This is a genomic window from Bradyrhizobium sp. LCT2 (assembly GCF_009931255.1).
Taxonomy (GTDB): domain Bacteria; phylum Pseudomonadota; class Alphaproteobacteria; order Rhizobiales; family Xanthobacteraceae; genus Bradyrhizobium; species Bradyrhizobium diazoefficiens.
Genome location: NZ_CP034432.1, coordinates 870,206 through 889,499, shown reverse-complemented (window position 1 = coordinate 889,499; position 19,294 = coordinate 870,206). Strand labels below are relative to the sequence as shown.

The window sequence follows — 19,294 nt, the reverse complement described above, 5'->3', positions numbered from 1 at the left end:
ATGGCCATGTTCGTTCCTCGCCGCAGCCTGCCGCCCCTGAACGCTGTCCGTGCCTTCGAGGCGGCGGCCCGGCTTGGCAGCTTCAAGGAGGCGGCCGGCGAGCTTGGCGTGACCCATGGCGCGGTCAGCCAGCAGATCCGCCTGCTCGAGACCTGGCTCGGGCCGCCGGCGCTGTTCCGGCGATCGGTGCGGCGGGTGGTGCTGACGCCGGCTGGCGCCGCGCTGCTCGCGGAGTTCGCGCCCGCGCTCGATCGGGTCTCGGCCGCCGTGCAGCAGCATCGCAAGCGTCGCGGCGAGGCGCCGGCCGCGGTGCTGCGCGTCAACGCGCTAGCGACATTCAGCCTGCGCTGGCTGTTGCCGCGCATGACAAGGTTTCGTGCCGAGCATCCCGATATCGAGGTGCGGCTGTCGACGTCGAACGATCCCGTGGATGCCTTGCCCGAGCTGTTCGACGTGGTGATCCGCGGCGGCCCCGACACCTTTCACGGCTTTGCGTCGCGCTTCCTGTTGTCGGAGCAGCGGCTGCCGGTGTGCAGTCCCGCTCTGCTTGCGAAGCTGCCGCTAACCGAGGTTGCGGATCTCAGCCGGCATACGCTGCTGCACGTCACCTCGATGCCGCGGCTGTGGCGCGACTGGCTGACCGATGCAGGCGAGTCCGCGCTGGAGGGCGCGGCGTCGCTGACCTTCGATCATTTCTATCTGACGCTCCAGGCGGCGCTCGACGGCCTCGGCGTCGCCATGGGACCGACGGCACTGATCGCCGACGATCTCGCCGCCGGGCGCCTGCTGACGCCGTTCCCGGACATCAGCCTGCCGGCCCGCAGCTATTTTGCTTACTTTCCCGAAGGGCGCGACGACGATCCGCATCGCGCGGTGTTCTGCGACTGGCTCGAGCAGCAGGGCCGCCAGACGGGCTGAGCGCGGTTAGCGCTCTTCGGCCTCCTCGCCCGCGATCTCCTGCGGCAGCGCGATCACGACGCGGCCGCCGGCTATATCGACCTCCGGCACCACCGCGTTGGAGAACGGCAGCAGCAGGGACGTGCCCTTCGGCGGCGCGATCTCGATGATGTCGCCGGCGCCGAAATTATGGATCGCGAGCACGCGGCCGAGCGGCTCGCCGTCCGTGGTGACGGCGGCGAGCCCGATCAGATCGGTGTGGTAATATTCGTCCTCGTCGGTCGCGGGCAGCTTTTCGCGCGCGACGTAGAGCTCGATGCCGTTGAGGCGCTCGGCCTCATCGCGGGTCGTGACGCCCTTGAACGTCGCGACCAGATGATCCTTCGCCTCGCGCGCCTGCGTGACCTCGAACTGGCGCTTGCCGTCCTTGGACAGAAGCGGACCGTAGCGCTTGATGGCGAAGGGATCTTCGGTGAAGGTCCACAATTTGACCGCACCGCGCACACCATGCGCGGCGCCGATCCGCGCGACGCAGACCAGCGCCGACATGGTCTGGCCTTAACCCTTCGCGGCAGCTTCGGCCTGCGCCTTGCGCTCCTTGCGCGGCACGGCCTTCTGCGGGTTGTTGCGCGCTTCGCGCTTCTTGACGCCGGCGGCGTCGAGGAAACGCGACACGCGGTCCGACGGCTGCGCGCCCTTGGCGACCCAGGCCTTCACCTTCTCCATGTCGAGCTTGAGGCGCGCCTCGTTGTCCTTCGGCAGCAGCGGGTTGAAGTAGCCGAGACGCTCGATGAAGCGGCCATCGCGCGGAAAGCGCGAGTCGGCGACGACGACGTGATAGACGGGACGCTTTTTGGTGCCTGCGCGGGCGAGGCGGATAACGACGGACATTCAGTTCTCCTTCAAAGTACGTTTTGTTCGGTTGATTGGTATTCCGCGTTGCGCGAGACCGATGCGATCCCGTGCGACGAATTCCTCATTTCTTCTTGCCCGGGAAACCGCCGAGGCCCGGCAGCGTCGGCTTGCCGCTCAGCCCGGTCAGTCCAGGAAGGTTCGGCAGGCCGGTGCGAAGACCGGGCGGCAAATCCTTCGGCAAATTCGGCAGGCCTTGTCCGCCGCCGCTTTGCATCTTCTCCTGCATCGCCTTCATCTCTTCGGGCGAAGGCATCTTCATGCCGCCGCCAAAGCCCATCGCCTGGGCGATGCCGGCGAGCGGGCCGCGCTTGCCCGAGCCCATGGCCTTCATCACGTCGGCCATGTTCCGGTGCATCTTGAGCAGCTTGTTGACGTGCTCGACGCTCTGGCCGCTGCCTGCGGCGATGCGCTTCTTGCGGCTGGCCTTGAGCAGGTCGGGATGACGGCGCTCGTCGCGCGTCATGGAATCGATGATCGCGACCTGGCGCTTCAAGATCTTGTCATCGATCCCCGCGGCAGCGATCTGGTTCTTCATCTTGGAGATGCCGGGCATCATGCCCATCAGGCCGCTGATGCCGCCCATATTGGCCATCTGCGACAGCTGCTCGCGCATGTCGTTGAGGTCGAACTGACCCTTGCGCATGCGCTCGGCGGTGCGCGCGGCCTTTTCGGCGTCGATGTTGGCGGCGGCACGTTCGACCAGCGACACCACGTCGCCCATGCCGAGGATGCGGCCGGCGATACGGTCGGGATGGAAGTCCTCCAGCGCGTCGGTCTTTTCACCGGTGCCGATCAGCTTGATCGGCTTGCCGGTGACGGCACGCATCGACAGCGCGGCGCCGCCGCGGCCGTCGCCGTCCACGCGGGTCAGCACGATGCCGGTGAGGCCGACGCGCTCGTCGAAGGCGCGGGCAAGATTGACGGCGTCCTGGCCGGTGAGCGAGTCCGCGACCAGCAGCACTTCATGCGGATTCGCGGCAGCCTTGATGGCTGCGGCTTCCGCCATCATGTCTTCGTCGAGCGTGGTGCGGCCGGCGGTGTCGAGCAGCACGACGTCGTAGCCGCCGAGCTTGCCGGCTTCCAGCGCGCGCTTTGCGATCTGCGCCGGCTGCTGTCCCGCCACGATCGGCAGGGTCGGAATGTCGAGATCGCGGCCGAGCACGGCCAGCTGCTCCATCGCCGCCGGGCGATAGACGTCGAGCGAGGCCATCAGCACCTTGCGCTTGTCGCGCTGGACCATGCGGCGGGCGAGCTTCGCGGTGGTGGTGGTCTTACCGGAGCCCTGCAGGCCGACCATCATGATCGGCACCGGCGGCACGGAATTGATGTCGATGGTCTGGCCTTCGGCGCCGAGCGTGTTGATCAGCTCGTCATGGACGATCTTGACCACCATCTGGCCGGGGGTCACCGACTTGACGACGGTGGCGCCGATCGCCTGCTCGCGGACGCGTTCGGTGAAGCTGCGCACGACTTCGAGCGCAACGTCGGCCTCCAGCAGCGCGCGGCGCACCTCGCGCATCGCGGCGTCGACGTCCTTTTCGGTCAGCGCCCCGCGCCCCGTCAGACGATCGAGGATGCCGCCAAGCCGTTCCGACAGATTGTCGAACAATGCCGTTGTCCCTTGTCCTGCTCGTCAAAAAGACGATCTTCCAAACACCTTTGCGCCCGAGGGCGCATAGCGCTGTCGGGCGTTGACCTCTGGCCTCCAGGGCCAGTCGGCGGGTCGAAAAGAAAGCCTTTCCGAGAAAGTGGCGGGGTTAAACGCCGCTCCCGCCCAAAAGTCAAGGAAAGTTAGGGCGCCGGAACGCCCCTGGTAGGGCAAGGCTCTGAAATTATGACCCTTTTGGCGATGGGTTCCTTTTCTGGCGGCCCCGCCCATATAGGCGGTGATGTCTTGCCGTCCCGACCATCCCTAGAATCCCGCCGGTGCCGGTCGCCCGCCGCCGCCTTTTCGGACTGCTTGCCGGAGCCGGTGCGCTGGTCGGCGTCCCCTCCTCTGGATGTCCCGCATGAAGACCTATGACGGTCCCACCTCCGACCATTTCAACGGCCTGCACTTCTTCGATCCCGACGGCGCGCCGCCGAAACCGCTTCGCGAGGTGCTGCGCTGGCAGTTCAGCGGCAAGCGGCAGCGGGCGGCCTGGCCGGATTGGGCTCCGAGCCCCCATGCCGACACCCCGCCGGAGCGCGTCGACGGCGGCAAGGCGCGGCTCTCCTTCGTCGGTCACGCCAGCTGGCTGATCCAGGCCGGTGGCCTCAACATCCTCGTTGATCCCGTCTGGTCCTCGCGGGTGTCGCCCGTCGGCTTTGCCGGCCCGAAGCGGCACAACGATCCCGGCATCGCCTTCGAGAAGCTGCCGAAGATCGACGTCGTGCTGGTCTCGCACGGGCACTACGATCATCTCGACATCGCGACGCTGTCGCGCCTCGCCAAGAATTTTGCTCCGCGGGTGGTCACGCCGCTCGGCAATGACGTGACGATGCGCAGCACCGACTCGTCGATCAAGGCCGAGGCGTTCGACTGGCACGACCGCGTCGAGCTCGGCGGCGGCATCGCGGTGCATCTGGTCCCGACGAGGCACTGGACGGCGCGCGGCCTGTTCGATCGCAACAAGGCGCTGTGGGCGAGTTTTGTGTTGGAGACGCCCGCCGGGAAAATCTACGTCGTCTGCGATTCCGGCTATGGCGATGGCAGACATTTTCGCCGCGTCGCGGAGAAGCACGGGCCGTTACGCCTGGCGATCCTCCCGATCGGCGCCTACGAGCCGCGCTGGTTCATGCGCGACCAGCACATGAATCCGGAAGATGCCGTGAAGGCGCTGCTCGATTGCGGCGCGCAGGACGCGCTCGGGCATCATCACGGCACTTTCCAGCTGACGGACGAGGCGATCGACGCACCTGCGAAAGCGCTGGTCGAGGCGCTGGATGCCGCGCAGATTCCGCAGCAGCGGTTCGTCGCGATGAAGCCGGGGCAGGTGGTGGAGATTTAGCTCCGCTGTCGCCACCCATACAGCTCGTCGTCCCGGGGCGCGACGAAGTCGCGAGCCCGGGACCCATACCCACAGCAAGATGTTTGACGAAGACTCGTCGTTTTCAGTCTTCCCGCGGTACGGCGACCTGCGCCTACCGAAAGATCACGCGGTATGGATCCCGGCCTTCGCCGGGACGACAGTTGTATTTGTAGCGAGCAGTGTGCCTCTTACGGCGCTACGTCTACTGCCCCTGCTTGATCGCCCAGCTCACATTCACCGTCACCGACAGCGTCTCCTCGCCCGGTGCGACGGCTGCGGGTGCGGCCATCGGTGCCGTGGCCATTCGCGCCTTGAACAACGGCACCGGCGCGCCGCCTTCGGAGACGCTGAGCGGTGCACCCAGCGTGACGCCGGTGGCCTTGGCGTAGATCTCGGCCTTGCGGCGGGCATCCGCCACCGCCTGCTCGCGGGCGTCGTCGAGCAGTTTTGACGCCTGCGTCACCTCGAACGAGATGTTGCCGATATCGTTGGCGCCGGCGCTGACCAGCGTGTCGATGATGCCGGCGATCTTGGTCACATCGCGAATCTTGACGGTGACGCGATTGGAGGCGCGGAAGCCGACCACGGGCGAGGCGCCGGTGGATTTGTTCTGGCCGTATTGCGGCTGCAGCGACAGCCGTGAGGTCTGGTAATCCTTCTCGGCGATCCCGGCCCCCTTCAACGCCAGAAGCACCTTGCCCATCGCGGCGTTGTTGGCGTCGGAGGCTTCCTTCGCCGTCTTGGCGTCATTGGCGACGCCCGCGTCGATCTGCGCAAGATCGGGCGCCACGGAAACGGTGGCCTCGCCGCTCACCGAGATCGCGGAGGGGAAATCGTCGGCGAGCACGGGCGTTGCCAGCAGCGTGGCAGCGAAAACGGCGGCGAGTACGGCAGGCTTTTTCATCGGTCTCACTTCAGTGGCACGAAAACATTGATCACGAGCTTGTCCTCCGCCGTCTTCAGGGGATCGGTGAGGTACTCCTCGATAAAGGTGTCCTTGGCTTCCAGTCTCTTGTCGTCGAGGTGATTGGTGATCGCCTCGTAGGTGTTGTCCATGTTGTCGTAGGAGCCGCGATGGACGAATTTCAGCGCCTTGCCTTCAGGCGATTTGCCGACGCTCATGTCCTTGGGCAGGTTCTTGGGATCCTGCTCGACCGGAATCTCGGCGAGGAAGGTGAAGCCGGTGTCGTCGGTCGAGGTATAGACGATCATCGAATTGCCGGCGTGCTTGATGCCCTGCTTGTCCAGGAGCGTGTTCAGCGCCTTGAAGGCATCGACCAGCGTGTCGAAGGCCGAGTCCCAATTGGCGGTGCCCTTGACCATCACGACCTTCCTGGACTCGAGCGTGGTCTCGAGGCCAAAGGGATCGGCGGTCTGGACCGGGGCGGGGGTGGCGGCGACAGCCGGGGCCGTCGGGCTGGGCGAGGTGCTGGCTGCGGGCGCGGGCGATGCTGCGGGAGCCGGTGAGGCGCTCGCCGCAGGCGAGGGCGTTGCCACGGGAGCGGGCGAGGCACTTGCAGCCGGGGCGGGCGAGGCCGACGGGGCCGGCGAGGGGCTCGCCGAGGCAGCCGGCGCCGGGCTCTGCGCCAGAGCGGCGGATAGCCCAAGCGACAAGGCCGCTGCCGGGATCAGCGCGGCCAGAGCGAGGCGACGAAAAGTGTTCATTTTATTCTCCCCAAGGCCTTGGTCCAGCAAGGCCCTAATTCATCAAGACCTTACCCACCAAGGCCCTAACCCGGCCGCGCGTCCCGGTTCGCGCGAGCCGCGCCGTTCTAACACGCGAGCGCCGAATTCGTCCCATGACAGATGCGTCATGGCGAACGTCCTGGCGCCCGGCGGCAAATCACTGGCCAAGCGGCCAAGGATCGCCATATAAGGCAGGCGAAATTCAGGAAATTTCATGAGCGCGCTGGCCAACCACGCATTTGCCAAGATGAACGGTATCGGCAACGAGATCGTCGTTGTCGACATGCGCGATTCCACGGCAAAGGTGACGCCGGACGATGCCCGCGCGGTGGCATCCGCGCAGGGCGGCGTGCCCTACGATCAGCTCATGGTGCTTCAGAAGCCGCGGCTCGACGGCACCGAGGCCTTCATCAGCATCTACAACAATGACGGCTCCGAAGCCGGCGCCTGCGGCAACGGCATGCGCTGCGTGGTGCGGCGCATCTTCGAGAAGACCGGGCAGGCAACAGCGACGTTCGAGACGGCCGCCGGCCTGCTCAATGCCTGGCAGGGCCCGGCGCCCGATCTCTATACCGTCGACATGGGCGTGCCCAAGTTCGGCTGGCAGGACATTCCGCTGGCGGAAGAGTTTCGCGACACCCGCTACATCGAATTGCAGATCGGGCCGATCGACAATCCGATCCTGCATTCGCCCTCAGTGGTGAGCATGGGCAACCCGCACGCGATCTTCTGGGTCGACGACGTCAACGCCTATGACCTCGCGCGCTTTGGTCCGCTGCTGGAAAACCATCCGATCTTCCCCGAGCGCGCCAACATCACGCTCGCTCATATCGTCGACCGCGACCACATCACGATCCGCACCTGGGAGCGTGGCGCCGGCCTCACCAGGGCATGCGGGTCGGCGGCCTGCGCGACGGCCGTCGCCGCAGCACGCCTGAAGCGCGCCAATCGCAACGTCGAGATCACGCTGCCCGGCGGCAAGCTCGGCATCGAATGGCGCGAGCGCGACGACCACGTGCTGATGACGGGCACCGCGACCTTCGAATATGAGGGCAATTTCGATCCGGCGCTGTTCGCGCCGGTCGGATAATGTCCGTCGATATCGTCACCTTCGGCTGCCGCCTCAACGCCTTCGAGGCCGAGGTGATCCGCAGCAAAGCCGAAGGCGCAGGTCTCGTAGACACCATCGTCATCAACAGCTGCGCCGTCACCAACGAGGCGGTGGCGCAGGCGCGGCAGTCGATCCGCAAGCTGAAGCGCGAGCGGCCGGGGGCGCGCATCGTCGTCACCGGCTGCGCCGCACAGACGCAAAGCCGGATGTTCGCCGATATGGCCGAGGTCGATCGCGTCGTCGGCAATGACGACAAGATGCGCAGCGATGCCTGGCGCGAGGCGCGCGATGCCTTCGACATCGGCGCCAGGGAGAAGATTGCCGTCAGCGACATCATGGCGGTGAAGGAGATGGCGCCGCATCTCATCGACGGCTTCGCCAGCGGCCTGCCGCGCGTGTTCGTGCAGGTGCAGAACGGCTGCGACCATCGCTGCACCTTCTGCATCATCCCCTATGGCCGCGGCAATTCGCGCTCGGTGCCGATGGGCAGCGTGGTCGAGCAGGTGCGGGCGCTGGCGGAGCGCGGCCATGCCGAGATCGTGCTGACCGGCGTCGACCTCACCAGCTATGGCGCCGACCTGCCGGGCGCGCCGAAGCTCGGCATGCTGACGAAGCAGATCCTGCGGCATGTGCCGGAGCTGAAGCGCCTGCGCATCTCCTCGATCGATTCGATCGAGGCCGACAACGATCTTCTCGATGCCATTGCGGACGATGCGCGGCTGATGCCGCATCTGCATCTGTCGCTGCAGTCGGGCGACGACATGATCTTGAAGCGCATGAAGCGGCGGCATTTGCGGGGCGATGCGATCGCCTTCTGCGACCAGGTGCGGCGCCTGCGCCCGGACGTCGCCTTCGGCGCCGACATCATCGCGGGCTTCCCGACCGAGACCGAGGCGATGTTTTCCCGCTCGCTCGATCTGGTCGAGGAATGCGGCCTGACCTTCCTGCACGTCTTCCCCTATTCCCCGCGCCCCGGCACGCCCGCCGCGCGGATGCCGCAGGTTGCGGGGCCTGAGATCAAGGAACGCGCGCGGCGGCTGCGTGCGGCTGGAGAGGCAGCATTGCGTCAGAGGCTGCAAGCCGAAATTGGCGCAACGCGCGATGTGCTGATCGAGAGCGACAGCCAGGGCCGCACCGAGCACTATCTGCCGGTGGCGATCGCGGGCGAGCGGGTGGGAAGCGTGGTGCCGCGGATGATCGTCGGCAGCGATGGTGAGCGGTTGACCACGTAATTTGCCGTCGTCGTCCTGGCGAAAGCCAGGACCCATTACCCCAGGGAGAAGTTGTTGCGCGCGATTGCCAACCACCAGTCTTCGCCAAATTGAATTCGGTGGTTATCGGTCCTGGCTTTCGCCAGGACGACAGCGGAGGGCGTGGCCCGCAGCGCGCCTCAAACCCGCTCCGCTACGACGCCCGCACCTGCCAGAACCGCAGCGTGCGCCGCGCGTTCTCCGGCGTCATTCGTGCGTAATGCCCCTGCGCTCTCGCAAGATCCGCCGGCTTCATCGCGCCGGTGGCGAAGCGGCTTTCGAGCACGGCGGCGGTGGTTTCCCAGCTGAGCTGCGCCGCCTTGCACGGCACCAGCAGGCCGTCCTCGCGCAGGCTCTGCATCAGCGGGCGAATCACCTCGACGGTGGATTGCGACAACACCGCCAGCGCCGCGACGGTTTCTTCATAGCGCCGCTGCTTGGCAAAGCTGAACAGCGTCGCCTCGTTGAGCTGGCCGGATGCCTTGAGACCTGCGATGGCGCGCTTGGCGCCTTCGAAATCGCGGACACCGGACATCTCGCGCGTGACGCCGGCGGTAACGGCGGCGATCGCGCTCTGGATTTCCTCGAACAGATGCGGCGGCGCGCGCGACAGCAGGCGGGTGCGAACCGTGTCCGTCGCCGAGCGCAGCAACTGGCGGCGCAGCTCCGATGGCAGATCGACGCGGACGCCGACGCTGACGGCGAGCTCCGGATCGCTCTCCGCCTGTCCGACGATGACGGCAAATCCGTTTCCGGAGACGCGTGCGCCCGGATTGGCGGCAAGCCGCCGGCTGACACTGGGATAACGGCGCGCCAGCAGCGCGTCGGTGACGATCTCCTTCAGCCACCAGCGCCCGGCGACCGCGAGCAGATGCGGTTCGCCCTTGGACGATGCGATCTTCACCAGCTCGCCGTCGTCGAGGCGCGCGGATTCCTGGAGCACGGGTCCGGCGATGCGGATCTCGTCATTGTTGGCGAGGCGGCGGATGACGGAGGGCGGCGCCTGTGCGATCGGCGCAAGCTGCGCGCTGATCTCGGCCAGCGCCACGCGTGCGCCCATGTCGGCGATGGCGCGGAGCTCGATGGTGCCGATCAGGCGCTCGAGCACCTCGTCGAACAGCGCGATCTGCTCGTCGTCAAAACTGCCGGCGGAGGACAGGAACAGGTCGGTGACGCGGCGGGCCGTCTCCAGGCCCTTTTCCGCCGAGCCAATCCGAAGTGCGGATTCGACCTCGTCGATGATCGATAGCTCGGCCTTGGACATGACGCGCGGCTCGTCCTGAGCGGATTGACGGAAGCTTGTTCTAAGCGACCGCTATCATTAGAGGCGAGCCCTGAACGTTTCGTAAACCATGGCCGAGGAGAACGAAGTGCTGCCGCGGCGGCGCTGCGCTCCCTCTCCCGCAAGCGGGAGAGGTGAACGGCACCTATTCCCCATTCCACCCGCAGGCGCGCAGTTTTTCGTGCATGTGCGGCGGGGCCGGGGCCACCACGCGGACCGGCTCCTTGTTCCGGGAGATCGGCACTACGATCTCGCGGGAGTGCAGGTGCAGCTTCGGCTCGCCGAAGCGCGGGCCGTTGCCGTAAATGTTATCGCCGAAGATCGGCCAGCCGGTCGCGGCCGAATGCACCCGCAATTGATGGGTCCGCCCCGTCACCGGTTCCATGGCGAGCCAGGTGAAACCGTCACCCCGGCCCATCACCTTCCAGTTGGTGATCGCCTTCTGGCCTTCGGGATCGGGCTTCTGCCACCAGCCGCGCTCGGCATTGAGCCGGCCGAGCGGCATATCGATGGTGCCTTCGTCCTCGGCGGGCCCGCCTTCGACCACGGTCCAGTAGGTCTTGCCGATCTTGCCGTGCTTGAACAGCAGGCCGAGCGAGGCGGTCGCCTTGCGATGGCGGCCGAGGATGAGGCAACCGGAGGTGTCCTTGTCCAGCCGGTGGGCCAGCACCGGCGGCCGCGGCAGGCCGAAACGGAGCGCGTCGAAGGATGCCTCCAGATTGGCGCCGCCCTTGGGGCCGCGATGCACCGGCAGACCGGCCGGCTTGTCGATGACCAGCATCAATCCGTCGCGATGGAGCACGCGGCCCAGGATTTCGTCGGCGGTCAGTTCGGGAACATCGAGCAATGGCAGGACTTTCGGTCAAGACTTTCGTTTGGGAGCCGGAACGGCTAACACACCAGTGCGGTGGATTTGGCATTCGCTCAGCGGCTGCCGCGAAATGTGAAGCGAATGCCAAATCCAGGGCCGCACTGGCAACAATATTTTCTCGTGCCGCTCTTCGATTTGAAGTTCCTAACCGGACTTGCGGCAAGAGAGTAGGAACTTCAAATCGTCGGCACGAGCATCATGAACGATACCACGTCAGATCCCCCCAAGCTGAGCTGGTGGCGCCGCCTGTCCAACGGGCTGAAGCGCACCTCGTCCTCGCTCGGGACCGCGGTCGCCGACCTCGTCACCAAGCGCAAGCTCGACCGCGCCATGCTCGACGACATCGAGGACGTGCTGCTGCGCGCCGATCTCGGCACATCCGTCGCGGTGCGCATCGCCGACGCCGTCGGCACCGGGCGCTACGACAAGGCGATCTCGGCGGACGAGGTCAAGGACGTCGTTGCGACCGAGGTCGAGAAGGTGCTGGCGCCGGTGGCAAAGCCGCTCGAGATCGATGCGGCCAGGAAGCCGTTCGTCATCCTCGTCGTCGGCGTCAATGGCTCCGGCAAGACCACCACCATCGGCAAGCTCTCGCAAAAATTCGCCTCCGAAGGCCGCAAGGTGATGCTGGCCGCCGGCGACACTTTTCGCGCAGCGGCGATTGAGCAGCTCAAGGTCTGGGGTGAGCGTACGAAAACACCGGTCATCGCGGGCACGCAAGGCTCCGACTCGGCGAGCCTCGCCTTCAACGCGCTGACGGCGGCGAAGGAGCAGAAAACCGACGTGCTCCTGATCGACACCGCCGGGCGGCTTCAGAACAAGGCCGAGCTGATGAACGAGCTCGAAAAGGTCGTGCGCGTCATCCGCAAGGTGGACGACACTGCGCCGCATGCGGTGCTGCTTGTGCTCGACGCCACCGTCGGCCAGAACGCGCTGTCGCAGGTCGAGGCCTTCCATCGCACGGCGGGCGTCACCGGCCTCGTGATGACCAAGCTCGACGGCACTGCGCGTGGCGGCATCCTGGTGGCGCTCGCGGAGAAATTCAAACTGCCGGTGCATTTCATCGGCGTCGGCGAGGGCGTCGACGATCTCGCGCCCTTCACCGCGCGCGATTTCGCCCGTGCGATCGCCGGAATCGAAAGCTGAGAATGGACAAGACCCAGCCGCATCCGCTGTTCAAGCTTGCGACCGAACTCGGTCCGCTGCTCGTCTTCTTCTTCGTGAATGCGAAGTTCAATCTGTTCGCCGCGACCGGCGCCTTCATGGTCGCGATCGTGGCGGCGATGATCGCCTCCTATGTGGTGACGCGCCATATCCCGATCATGGCGATCGTGACGGGCGTGATCGTGCTGGTGTTCGGCACGCTGACGCTGGTGCTGCACGACGAGACCTTCATCAAGGTCAAGCCGACCATCATCTACGGCCTGTTCGCCGCCATCCTCGGCGGCGGGCTGCTGTTCGGCCGCTCCTTCATCGCCGTGATGTTCGACCAGATGTTCAACCTCACGCCGCAGGGCTGGCGCATCCTGACGCTGCGCTGGGCGCTGTTCTTCGCCGGCATGGCGGTGCTGAACGAGATCGTCTGGCGCACCCAGAGCACGGATTTCTGGGTGAACTTCAAGGTGTTCGGCGTGACGCCGATCACGATGATCTTCGCCATCGCCCAGATGCCGCTGACCAAGCGCTATCACCTCGAGCCGGTCTCGCTGGAAGCGAGCGAGGCGGATGCGGGGGATGTCAGGAAGGGGTGACTGTTTGATGTCGTTCCGGGGCACGCGAAGCGTGAACCCGGAATCTCGAGATTCTCAGGTGCGCAAGTGCGCACCATAGTTCGGCTCTGCGAGCCGCCCCGGAATGACAGTAACTACTTCAGCGCCTTCTCCATCTGCGGCAGCAGCACGCTCCGCAGATTGTCCGGCGTAATCGGGCCGACCAGCTTGTAGACGATGGTGCCCTCACGTCCGACGACGAAGGTCTCCGGCACGCCATAGACGCCCCATTCGATCGAGGCGCGGCCATTGGCATCCACGCCGACGCGGCCGAACGGGTTGCCGTAGCGGCCGAGGAAGCGGCGGGCGTTGTCGGCCGCGTCCTTGTAATTGATGCCGACGAGTTGGAAGCGCTTGTCTTTCCCCAGCTCGGTCAGAAGCGGCGCCTCGTCGTGGCAGGGGACGCACCAGGAGGCCCAGACGTTGACGAGACTGACCTTGCCCTTGAACGCGGCGGGATCGAGACCCGGCACCTGGACGTTGTCGGCCTGCAATCCCTCGAGCGGCGGCAGGGCGGTCTGCGGCGCCGGCCGTCCGATCAGCGCGGAGGGAATCCGCGAAGGATCGCCGCTGCCGAGCCGGAACCAGAACAGCAGCGCCAGGCCGATGAAGGCGATCAGCGGCAGCACCATCAGGAAGGTGCGGCGCTGCGGGCTCGCGGAAGTCGACTGCTCGCTCATGGCCGATCCATCGCGCTGCGGCCCGAGCGGCGGGTGATGCCGCTGCGGTCGAGGTCGCGCAGGCGGCGGGTCTGGCTGCGATGGTCGAGCACGATCCAACCGATCAGGATTGCGACCACGAGCGCGGCTGCGGCATAGGACGTCACGATGAAGGAGGCATAGGGACCGAGCGACATGATCACGCGGCCCCGACTTCGTTTGACGCGTTGTTTTGACGCGAACCGGCGCCCATTTCGCTCGAAAACGCCATGCGGCTCGCCTGCATCATCTGCAGCGAGCGGACACGGCGGCGCAGGATCTCGTTGCGCATCGCCGCCAGGTGCAACGTGACGAACAGCAGCGTGAACGCGATCGCCATCACCAGCAGCGGAATCAGGAACGATTTGTCGAGCGACGAGCCGCCCATGCGCATCACCGAAGCCGGCTGGTGCAGCGTGTTCCACCAGTCGACGGAGAATTTGATGATGGGCAGGTTGATCGCGCCGACCAGCGTCAGCACCGCGGCGGCGCGCGCCGCGCGCGAGGGATCGTCGACCGCGCGCCACAGCGCCATCAGGCCGAGATACATCAGGAAGAGAATCAGCACCGAGGTCAGGCGGGCGTCCCATTCCCAATAGGTGCCCCACATCGGCCGGCCCCACAGCGAGCCCGTCAGCAGCGCGAGGAAGGTGAAGGCGGCGCCGATCGGAGCTGCCGCCTTCGCGGCGACGTCGGCGAGCGGATGCCGCCACACCAGCGTGCCCAATGAGGAGATGCTCATCACGCCCCACACGAACATCGACAGCCAGGCGTTGGGCACGTGGATGAACATGATCTTCACGGTCGCGCCCTGCTGGTAGTCGTCGGGCGCTAGCGCGGATTGGTAGAGGCCGATCGCGAGCAGGATGACGGTCGCGGCCGCAAGCCACGGCAACACCCGCGCCGTCAGCGCGAGGAACCGTGTCGGGTTGGCGAGGTCGATCAGCGTCATGGTATTCTGATAATCACAGGTCAGCACTCACGCAATCAGCATAAAAGCGGGCAGCGAAAGTTGATCGGGGTCAAGGTCAGTCGAGCTCATCTCAGTCGAGACCATGCCGCAGGCTCGCCGCCGCGGCGAAGGGGCCGATCACGAGGCTGACCAGCGACAGCGCGCACAGGATCGAGAACGGCGCGCCGAACGACATGGGACCGACGATCACGGCCTGGGAGGCCGCGACTCCGAAGATCAGCACCGGGATCGACAGCGGCAGCACCAGAACCGCCATCAAAAGCCCGCCGCGATGCAGCGTCACCGCCAGCGCGGCGCCGATCATGCCGGTAAATGTCAGGGCCGGCGTGCCCGCGAGCAGCGTCAGGGCCACCGCGCCGGTCGCGACCATGTCGAGGTTCAGCAAGAGCCCGAGCACGGGGGTTGCGACAATCAGCGGCAGGCCCGCCGCCAGCCAATGCGCCAGCGCTTTCGCCGCACAGGCGAGTTCCAGCGGCGTCCGGCTCATCGTGATCAGGTCGAGCGAGCCGTCCTCATGGTCGGCCATGAACAGCCGGTCCAGCGTCAGCAGGCTCGCCAGCAGGGCGCCGAGCCAGAGAATGGCCGGCCCCAGCCGCGACAGCAACGCGAGGTCCGGCCCCACCGCGAACGGCATCAGCACCACCACGGTCAGGAAGAACAGCACGCCGATCAGCGCCCCGCCGCCAACGCGGAGCGCGATCCTGATATCCCGGCGGATGAGGGCGGACAGGGCGGTCATGGGGCTGCCTTTTCGGCTTCGAGACGATCGCAAGAGCCCGACTCGCGCCACAGGCAATCTGCGCTCCCTCCCCCCTTGCGGGGGAGGCGTAGGCCGCCTCCGGCGGCCGTCCTCTTAAGAGACGCCGAAGCGAAGCTTCGGCTATGGGAGAGGGGTGGCCCCGGAAAAGGTGTGCTTGGGTTCAGGGAAGGACTTCGGTAGATCGAGAGGGTCCCTGTGTGGCACCCCCCTCCCTGACCCTCCCCCACAGGGGGGGAGGGAACGGGTAGAGCGGAGCTTTGCCGCTCGAAAAGCTGAGGGTCGGTCGGAATCATGCCACACCCCCGATCCGCAGCTCGCGTGATTCGATCCCCAGCGCCATGTGGGTCGCCGCGATGATCAGGCCGCCGCGGGCGAGATGGTCGCGCATCAGGCCGCCGAACATGTCCTGGCCGGCGACGTCCAGCGCCGTGGTCGGCTCGTCCAGGAGCCAGATCGGGCGGCGCACCGTCAGCAGCCGGGCCAGCGAGAGCCGGCGGCGCTGGCCGGCCGACAGGAACGCTGCCGGCAGGTGGGTGGCGTGGTCGAGCCCGACCGTGGCGAGGCTCTCATGGGCATCAAGTCGCTCGCCGCCCAGAAAATCGGCCCAGAATGACAGATTTTCCGCCACGCTCAGTGCCGGCTTCAGGGCGTCGCGATGGCCGAGATAGTGGCATTGCTCAGGCAATGTCAGCTCGGCATCGCCGCCATCGAGCGCGATCGTCCCGCCAGTCGGAATGAGCAGCCCCGCGATCAGCCGCAGCAGCGAGGTCTTGCCCGACCCGTTGCGGCCGACGACCGCCACGGCCTCGCCGGAGACGGCCTCGAAATCGAGTCCGGCAAACACCTCGCGGCCGCCCCGCACACAGATCACCCTACGTCCGGAAAGCTGCATCTTGCCTCGTATCAACCCGTTCAAACCAGGCCTCAGGAAAACTTGGGGTAGCGCATGGGAATTTTTGGCTCGCGGATTGCTGCGGCACGTTTGTGGCTGTGGCGGCGCGGTTAGAAAGCTTCTATAAGCCCGGAACTACTTGATGCAGCAACTCAACCTGCCCCTGCAAGCGACCCAGCCGGATTCGCTGACGGTGTTAAAATACCCCTTGCCGGGTATAACTAACAATTGGGATTTCCTACATGACCTCGCTCGACAGCTTCAAATGCAAAAAGACCCTCAAGGTCGGCGCCAAGACCTATGTCTATTACAGCCTGCCCACGGCCGAGAAGAATGGTCTGAAGGGAATTTCGAAACTCCCCTATTCGATGAAGGTCCTGCTCGAGAACCTCCTGCGCAATGAGGACGGCCGCTCGGTCAAGAAGGCGGACATCGTCGCGGTGTCCAAATGGCTGCGCAAGAAGTCGCTGGAGCACGAGATCGCGTTCCGCCCGGCGCGCGTGCTGATGCAGGACTTCACCGGCGTGCCCGCGGTGGTCGATCTCGCCGCGATGCGCAACGCGATGCAGAAGCTCGGCGGCGATGCCGAGAAGATCAACCCGCTGGTGCCGGTCGATCTCGTCATCGACCATTCCGTGATCGTGAACTTCTTCGGCGACAACAAGGCCTTCGCCAAGAACGTCACCGAGGAATACAAGCAGAACCAGGAGCGCTACGAGTTCCTGAAGTGGGGCCAGGCGGCGTTCTCGAACTTCTCCGTCGTGCCGCCCGGCACCGGCATCTGCCACCAGGTCAATCTCGAATATCTCTCCCAGACGGTCTGGACCAAGAAGGAGAAGATGACGGTCGGCAAGAAGACCGGCACCTTCGAGGTCGCCTATCCCGACTCGCTGGTCGGCACCGATTCCCACACCACGATGGTCAACGGTCTCGCCGTGCTCGGCTGGGGCGTCGGCGGCATTGAGGCGGAAGCCTGCATGCTCGGCCAGCCGCTGTCGATGCTGCTGCCTAACGTCGTCGGCTTCAAGCTGAAGGGCGCGATGAAGGAAGGCGTCACCGCGACCGACCTCGTGCTGACCGTGACGCAGATGCTGCGCAAGCTCGGCGTCGTCGGCAAGTTCGTCGAGTTCTTCGGCCCCGGCCTCGATCATCTCTCCGTCGCCGACAAGGCGACCATCGCCAACATGGCGCCCGAATATGGCGCGACCTGCGGCTTCTTCCCGGTCGACGCTGCCGCGATCGACTACCTCAAGACCTCCGGCCGCGCCGCACCGCGCGTTGCGCTGGTGCAGGCCTATGCCAAGGCGCAGGGGCTGTTCCGCACCGCCAAGTCGGCCGATCCGGTGTTCACGGAAACGCTGACGCTCGACCTCGCCGACGTCGTGCCGTCGATGGCCGGTCCGAAGCGCCCCGAAGGCCGCATCGCGCTGCCGTCGGTCGCGGAAGGCTTCTCGGTCGCGCTCGCCAATGAGTACAAGAAGACCGAAGAGCCGGCGAAGCGCTTTGCCGTCGAAGGCAAGAAGTACGAGATCGGCCATGGCGACGTCGTGATCGCGGCGATCACCTCCTGCACCAACACCTCGAACCCGAGCGTGCTGATCGGCGCCGGGCTCCTGGCCCGCAATGCCGCGGCGAAGGGCCTCAAGGCCAAGCCGTGGGTGAAGACCTCGCTTGCCCCGGGCAGCCAGGTGGTCGCGGCCTATCTCGCCGATTCCGGCCTCCAGGCCCACCTCGACAAGGTCGGCTTCAACCTGGTCGGCTTCGGCTGCACCACCTGCATCGGCAATTCCGGTCCGCTGCCGGAGGAGATCTCGAAGTCGATCAACGACAACGGCATCGTTGCCGCCGCCGTGCTCTCCGGTAACCGCAACTTCGAAGGCCGCGTCTCGCCGGACGTGCAGGCGAACTATCTGGCCTCGCCGCCGCTGGTCGTCGCTCACGCGCTCGCGGGTAGCGTGACCAAGAACCTCGCCGTCGAGCCGCTCGGTGAAGGCAAGGACGGCAAGCCGGTGTACCTCAAGGACATCTGGCCGACGTCGAAGGAGATCAACGCCTTCATGAAGAAGTTCGTGACCGCGTCGATCTTCAAGAAGAAGTATGCCGACGTGTTCAAGGGCGACACCAACTGGCGCAAGATCAAGACCGTCGAGAGCGAGACCTATCGCTGGAACATGAGCTCGACCTACGTGCAGAACCCGCCCTACTTCGAAGGCATGAAGAAGGAGCCGGAGCCGGTCACCGACATCGTCGAGGCGCGCATCCTCGCCATGTTCGGCGACAAGATCACCACCGACCACATCTCGCCGGCCGGTTCGATCAAGCTCACCTCGCCCGCGGGCAAGTATCTCAGCGAGCACCAGGTGCGTCCCGCCGACTTCAACCAGTACGGCACCCGGCGCGGCAACCATGAAGTGATGATGCGCGGCACCTTCGCCAACATCCGCATCAAGAACTTCATGCTCAAGGGCGCCGACGGCAACATCCCGGAAGGCGGCCTCACCAAGCACTGGCCCGACGGCGAGCAGATGTCGATCTACGACGCCGCGATGAAGTACCAGCAGGAGCAGGTGCCGCTGGTGGTGTTCGCCGGCGCCGAATACGGCAACGGCTCCTCGCGCGACTGGGCTGCAAAGGGCACGCGCCTGCTCGGCGTGCGCGCGGTGATCTGCCAGAGCTTCGAGCGCATCCATCGCTCCAATCTTGTCGGTATGGGCGTGCTGCCGCTGACCTTCGAGGAAGGCACCTCCTGGTCGTCGCTCGGCCTGAAGGGCGACGAGAAGGTCACGCTGCGTGGTCTCGTCGGCGATCTGAAGCCGCGCCAGAAGCTGACCGCGGAGATCGTCTCCGGCGACGGTTCGTTGCAGCGCGTTTCGCTGCTTTGCCGCATCGATACGCTGGACGAGCTCGACTACTACCGGAACGGCGGCATCCTGCACTACGTGCTGCGCAAGCTCGCGGCTTAAGCGCGGATTTGTGAACGGTGGCTCACTGCGAAGTGAGTAGAAGGTTAAACGAAGGCGGCCTATCACAAGGCCGCCTTCGCGCGTTTGCGGCATGCTTCGGATGGGCCCGCCCGGCGGAAACTCCGCCCTGGACGGTCGAATGTGCCGTGCCCGTAAGACTACGGTGACCATCAGGCGATAAGATTTCCCTTCCCACGAGCAACGGTGTGCGGCGTT

At 65.8% G+C, this 19,294-nt stretch carries 19 protein-coding genes; 7 read left to right on the top strand and 12 right to left on the bottom strand.

Annotated features, from left to right (window positions below; genetic code table 11):
- The first annotated feature begins 6 nt into the window (after window positions 1-6).
- Entirely contained in the window at window positions 7-918 is a 912-nt protein-coding gene (locus EI171_RS04895) for a LysR substrate-binding domain-containing protein (protein ID WP_161536925.1), read from the top strand.
- Window positions 919-924: 6 nt separating this feature from the next.
- Here the strand turns inward: EI171_RS04895 and rimM are convergent, their stop codons facing one another.
- The 3 genes from rimM to ffh form a co-directional block, all read right to left on the bottom strand.
- Complete coding sequence (rimM, locus tag EI171_RS04890; RefSeq protein WP_161532733.1) at window positions 925-1,446, bottom strand: ribosome maturation factor RimM; 522 nt, start codon at window positions 1,444-1,446, stop codon at window positions 925-927.
- Window positions 1,447-1,455: 9 nt separating this feature from the next.
- Window positions 1,456-1,788, bottom strand: a complete 333-nt coding sequence (gene rpsP, locus EI171_RS04885; protein WP_011083313.1) for a 30S ribosomal protein S16 — start codon at window positions 1,786-1,788, stop codon at window positions 1,456-1,458.
- Between the two features lie 85 nt (window positions 1,789-1,873).
- On the bottom strand, window positions 1,874-3,421 hold the full coding sequence (gene ffh, locus EI171_RS04880) for a signal recognition particle protein (RefSeq protein ID WP_028174885.1): 1,548 nt from the start codon (window positions 3,419-3,421) through the stop codon (window positions 1,874-1,876).
- A 400-nt stretch (window positions 3,422-3,821) separates the two neighbouring features.
- On the opposite strand from ffh, the gene EI171_RS04875 reads away from it, so the two are divergent.
- A complete protein-coding gene (locus tag EI171_RS04875) occupies window positions 3,822-4,802 on the top strand; it encodes an MBL fold metallo-hydrolase (protein WP_161532732.1) in 981 nt (326 codons plus the stop codon).
- Between the two features lie 223 nt (window positions 4,803-5,025).
- On the opposite strand, the gene EI171_RS04870 is transcribed toward EI171_RS04875, so the two are convergent.
- Together EI171_RS04870 and EI171_RS04865 are read right to left on the bottom strand one after the other, a co-directional pair.
- Entirely contained in the window at window positions 5,026-5,727 is a 702-nt protein-coding gene (locus EI171_RS04870) for an SIMPL domain-containing protein (protein ID WP_038965070.1), read from the bottom strand.
- Between the two features lie 5 nt (window positions 5,728-5,732).
- Window positions 5,733-6,488 (bottom strand): GyrI-like domain-containing protein, encoded by a 756-nt coding sequence (locus EI171_RS04865; protein ID WP_161532731.1) that lies wholly within the window; start codon window positions 6,486-6,488, stop codon window positions 5,733-5,735.
- A 235-nt stretch (window positions 6,489-6,723) separates the two neighbouring features.
- On the opposite strand from EI171_RS04865, the gene dapF reads away from it, so the two are divergent.
- Window positions 6,724-7,599 (top strand): diaminopimelate epimerase, encoded by an 876-nt coding sequence (gene dapF / locus EI171_RS04860; RefSeq protein ID WP_060909701.1) that lies wholly within the window; start codon window positions 6,724-6,726, stop codon window positions 7,597-7,599.
- Window positions 7,599-8,852, top strand: coding sequence for a tRNA (N(6)-L-threonylcarbamoyladenosine(37)-C(2))-methylthiotransferase MtaB (gene mtaB, locus EI171_RS04855; protein WP_161532730.1), 1,254 nt, complete (start codon window positions 7,599-7,601; stop codon window positions 8,850-8,852). The genes dapF and mtaB overlap by 1 nt, the downstream gene beginning before the upstream one ends.
- A gap of 172 nt (window positions 8,853-9,024) precedes the next feature.
- Here the strand turns inward: mtaB and EI171_RS04850 are convergent, their stop codons facing one another.
- Entirely contained in the window at window positions 9,025-10,134 is a 1,110-nt protein-coding gene (locus tag EI171_RS04850) for a DUF2336 domain-containing protein (RefSeq protein ID WP_161532729.1), read from the bottom strand.
- 163 nt (window positions 10,135-10,297) lie between these two features.
- On the bottom strand, window positions 10,298-10,999 hold the full coding sequence (locus tag EI171_RS04845) for an RluA family pseudouridine synthase (protein WP_028174878.1): 702 nt from the start codon (window positions 10,997-10,999) through the stop codon (window positions 10,298-10,300).
- A gap of 222 nt (window positions 11,000-11,221) precedes the next feature.
- Between EI171_RS04845 and ftsY the strand changes: the two genes are divergently transcribed.
- Both ftsY and EI171_RS04835 read left to right on the top strand, forming a co-directional pair.
- Window positions 11,222-12,169: a signal recognition particle-docking protein FtsY gene (ftsY, locus tag EI171_RS04840; protein ID WP_011083304.1), complete on the top strand. Its 948-nt coding sequence runs from the start codon at window positions 11,222-11,224 to the stop codon at window positions 12,167-12,169.
- A 2-nt stretch (window positions 12,170-12,171) separates the two neighbouring features.
- Window positions 12,172-12,774 (top strand): septation protein A, encoded by a 603-nt coding sequence (locus tag EI171_RS04835; protein WP_011083303.1) that lies wholly within the window; start codon window positions 12,172-12,174, stop codon window positions 12,772-12,774.
- A 113-nt stretch (window positions 12,775-12,887) separates the two neighbouring features.
- Here the strand turns inward: EI171_RS04835 and EI171_RS04830 are convergent, their stop codons facing one another.
- From EI171_RS04830 to ccmA, 5 genes are all read right to left on the bottom strand, one after another.
- Window positions 12,888-13,472, bottom strand: coding sequence for a DsbE family thiol:disulfide interchange protein (locus EI171_RS04830; protein ID WP_028174877.1), 585 nt, complete (start codon window positions 13,470-13,472; stop codon window positions 12,888-12,890).
- Window positions 13,469-13,654, bottom strand: coding sequence for a heme exporter protein CcmD (gene ccmD / locus EI171_RS04825; protein WP_161532728.1), 186 nt, complete (start codon window positions 13,652-13,654; stop codon window positions 13,469-13,471). Before ccmD ends, EI171_RS04830 begins: the two co-directional genes overlap by 4 nt.
- On the bottom strand, window positions 13,651-14,442 hold the full coding sequence (locus EI171_RS04820) for a heme ABC transporter permease (protein ID WP_161532727.1): 792 nt from the start codon (window positions 14,440-14,442) through the stop codon (window positions 13,651-13,653). Before EI171_RS04820 ends, ccmD begins: the two co-directional genes overlap by 4 nt.
- Before the next feature lie 91 nt (window positions 14,443-14,533).
- Window positions 14,534-15,202, bottom strand: coding sequence for a heme exporter protein CcmB (ccmB, locus tag EI171_RS04815; protein WP_011083299.1), 669 nt, complete (start codon window positions 15,200-15,202; stop codon window positions 14,534-14,536).
- A 310-nt stretch (window positions 15,203-15,512) separates the two neighbouring features.
- Complete coding sequence (gene ccmA / locus EI171_RS04810) at window positions 15,513-16,115, bottom strand: heme ABC exporter ATP-binding protein CcmA (RefSeq protein ID WP_161532726.1); 603 nt, start codon at window positions 16,113-16,115, stop codon at window positions 15,513-15,515.
- A gap of 242 nt (window positions 16,116-16,357) precedes the next feature.
- Here ccmA and acnA point away from each other — a divergent pair, with 242 nt between their 5' ends.
- Window positions 16,358-19,078 carry an aconitate hydratase AcnA gene (gene acnA / locus EI171_RS04805; RefSeq protein ID WP_011083297.1) on the top strand — a complete coding sequence of 907 codons (2,721 nt, stop codon included), beginning with the start codon at window positions 16,358-16,360 and terminating at the stop codon, window positions 19,076-19,078.
- Window positions 19,079-19,294: the final 216 nt, after the last annotated feature.

Coding starts and splice junctions, on each gene's coding strand:
- EI171_RS04895 (WP_161536925.1), top strand. CDS start 7: ATGTTCGTTCCTCGCCGCAGCCTGCCGCCCCTGAACGCTGTCCGTGCC.
- rimM (WP_161532733.1), bottom strand. CDS start 1,446: ATGTCGGCGCTGGTCTGCGTCGCGCGGATCGGCGCCGCGCATGGTGTG.
- rpsP (WP_011083313.1), bottom strand. CDS start 1,788: ATGTCCGTCGTTATCCGCCTCGCCCGCGCAGGCACCAAAAAGCGTCCC.
- EI171_RS04875 (WP_161532732.1), top strand. CDS start 3,822: ATGAAGACCTATGACGGTCCCACCTCCGACCATTTCAACGGCCTGCAC.
- EI171_RS04870 (WP_038965070.1), bottom strand. CDS start 5,727: ATGAAAAAGCCTGCCGTACTCGCCGCCGTTTTCGCTGCCACGCTGCTG.
- EI171_RS04865 (WP_161532731.1), bottom strand. CDS start 6,488: ATGAACACTTTTCGTCGCCTCGCTCTGGCCGCGCTGATCCCGGCAGCG.
- dapF (WP_060909701.1), top strand. CDS start 6,724: ATGAGCGCGCTGGCCAACCACGCATTTGCCAAGATGAACGGTATCGGC.
- mtaB (WP_161532730.1), top strand. CDS start 7,599: ATGTCCGTCGATATCGTCACCTTCGGCTGCCGCCTCAACGCCTTCGAG.
- EI171_RS04850 (WP_161532729.1), bottom strand. CDS start 10,134: ATGTCCAAGGCCGAGCTATCGATCATCGACGAGGTCGAATCCGCACTT.
- ftsY (WP_011083304.1), top strand. CDS start 11,222: ATGAACGATACCACGTCAGATCCCCCCAAGCTGAGCTGGTGGCGCCGC.
- EI171_RS04835 (WP_011083303.1), top strand. CDS start 12,172: ATGGACAAGACCCAGCCGCATCCGCTGTTCAAGCTTGCGACCGAACTC.
- EI171_RS04830 (WP_028174877.1), bottom strand. CDS start 13,472: ATGAGCGAGCAGTCGACTTCCGCGAGCCCGCAGCGCCGCACCTTCCTG.
- EI171_RS04820 (WP_161532727.1), bottom strand. CDS start 14,442: ATGACGCTGATCGACCTCGCCAACCCGACACGGTTCCTCGCGCTGACG.
- ccmB (WP_011083299.1), bottom strand. CDS start 15,202: ATGACCGCCCTGTCCGCCCTCATCCGCCGGGATATCAGGATCGCGCTC.
- ccmA (WP_161532726.1), bottom strand. CDS start 16,115: ATGCAGCTTTCCGGACGTAGGGTGATCTGTGTGCGGGGCGGCCGCGAG.
- acnA (WP_011083297.1), top strand. CDS start 16,358: ATGACCTCGCTCGACAGCTTCAAATGCAAAAAGACCCTCAAGGTCGGC.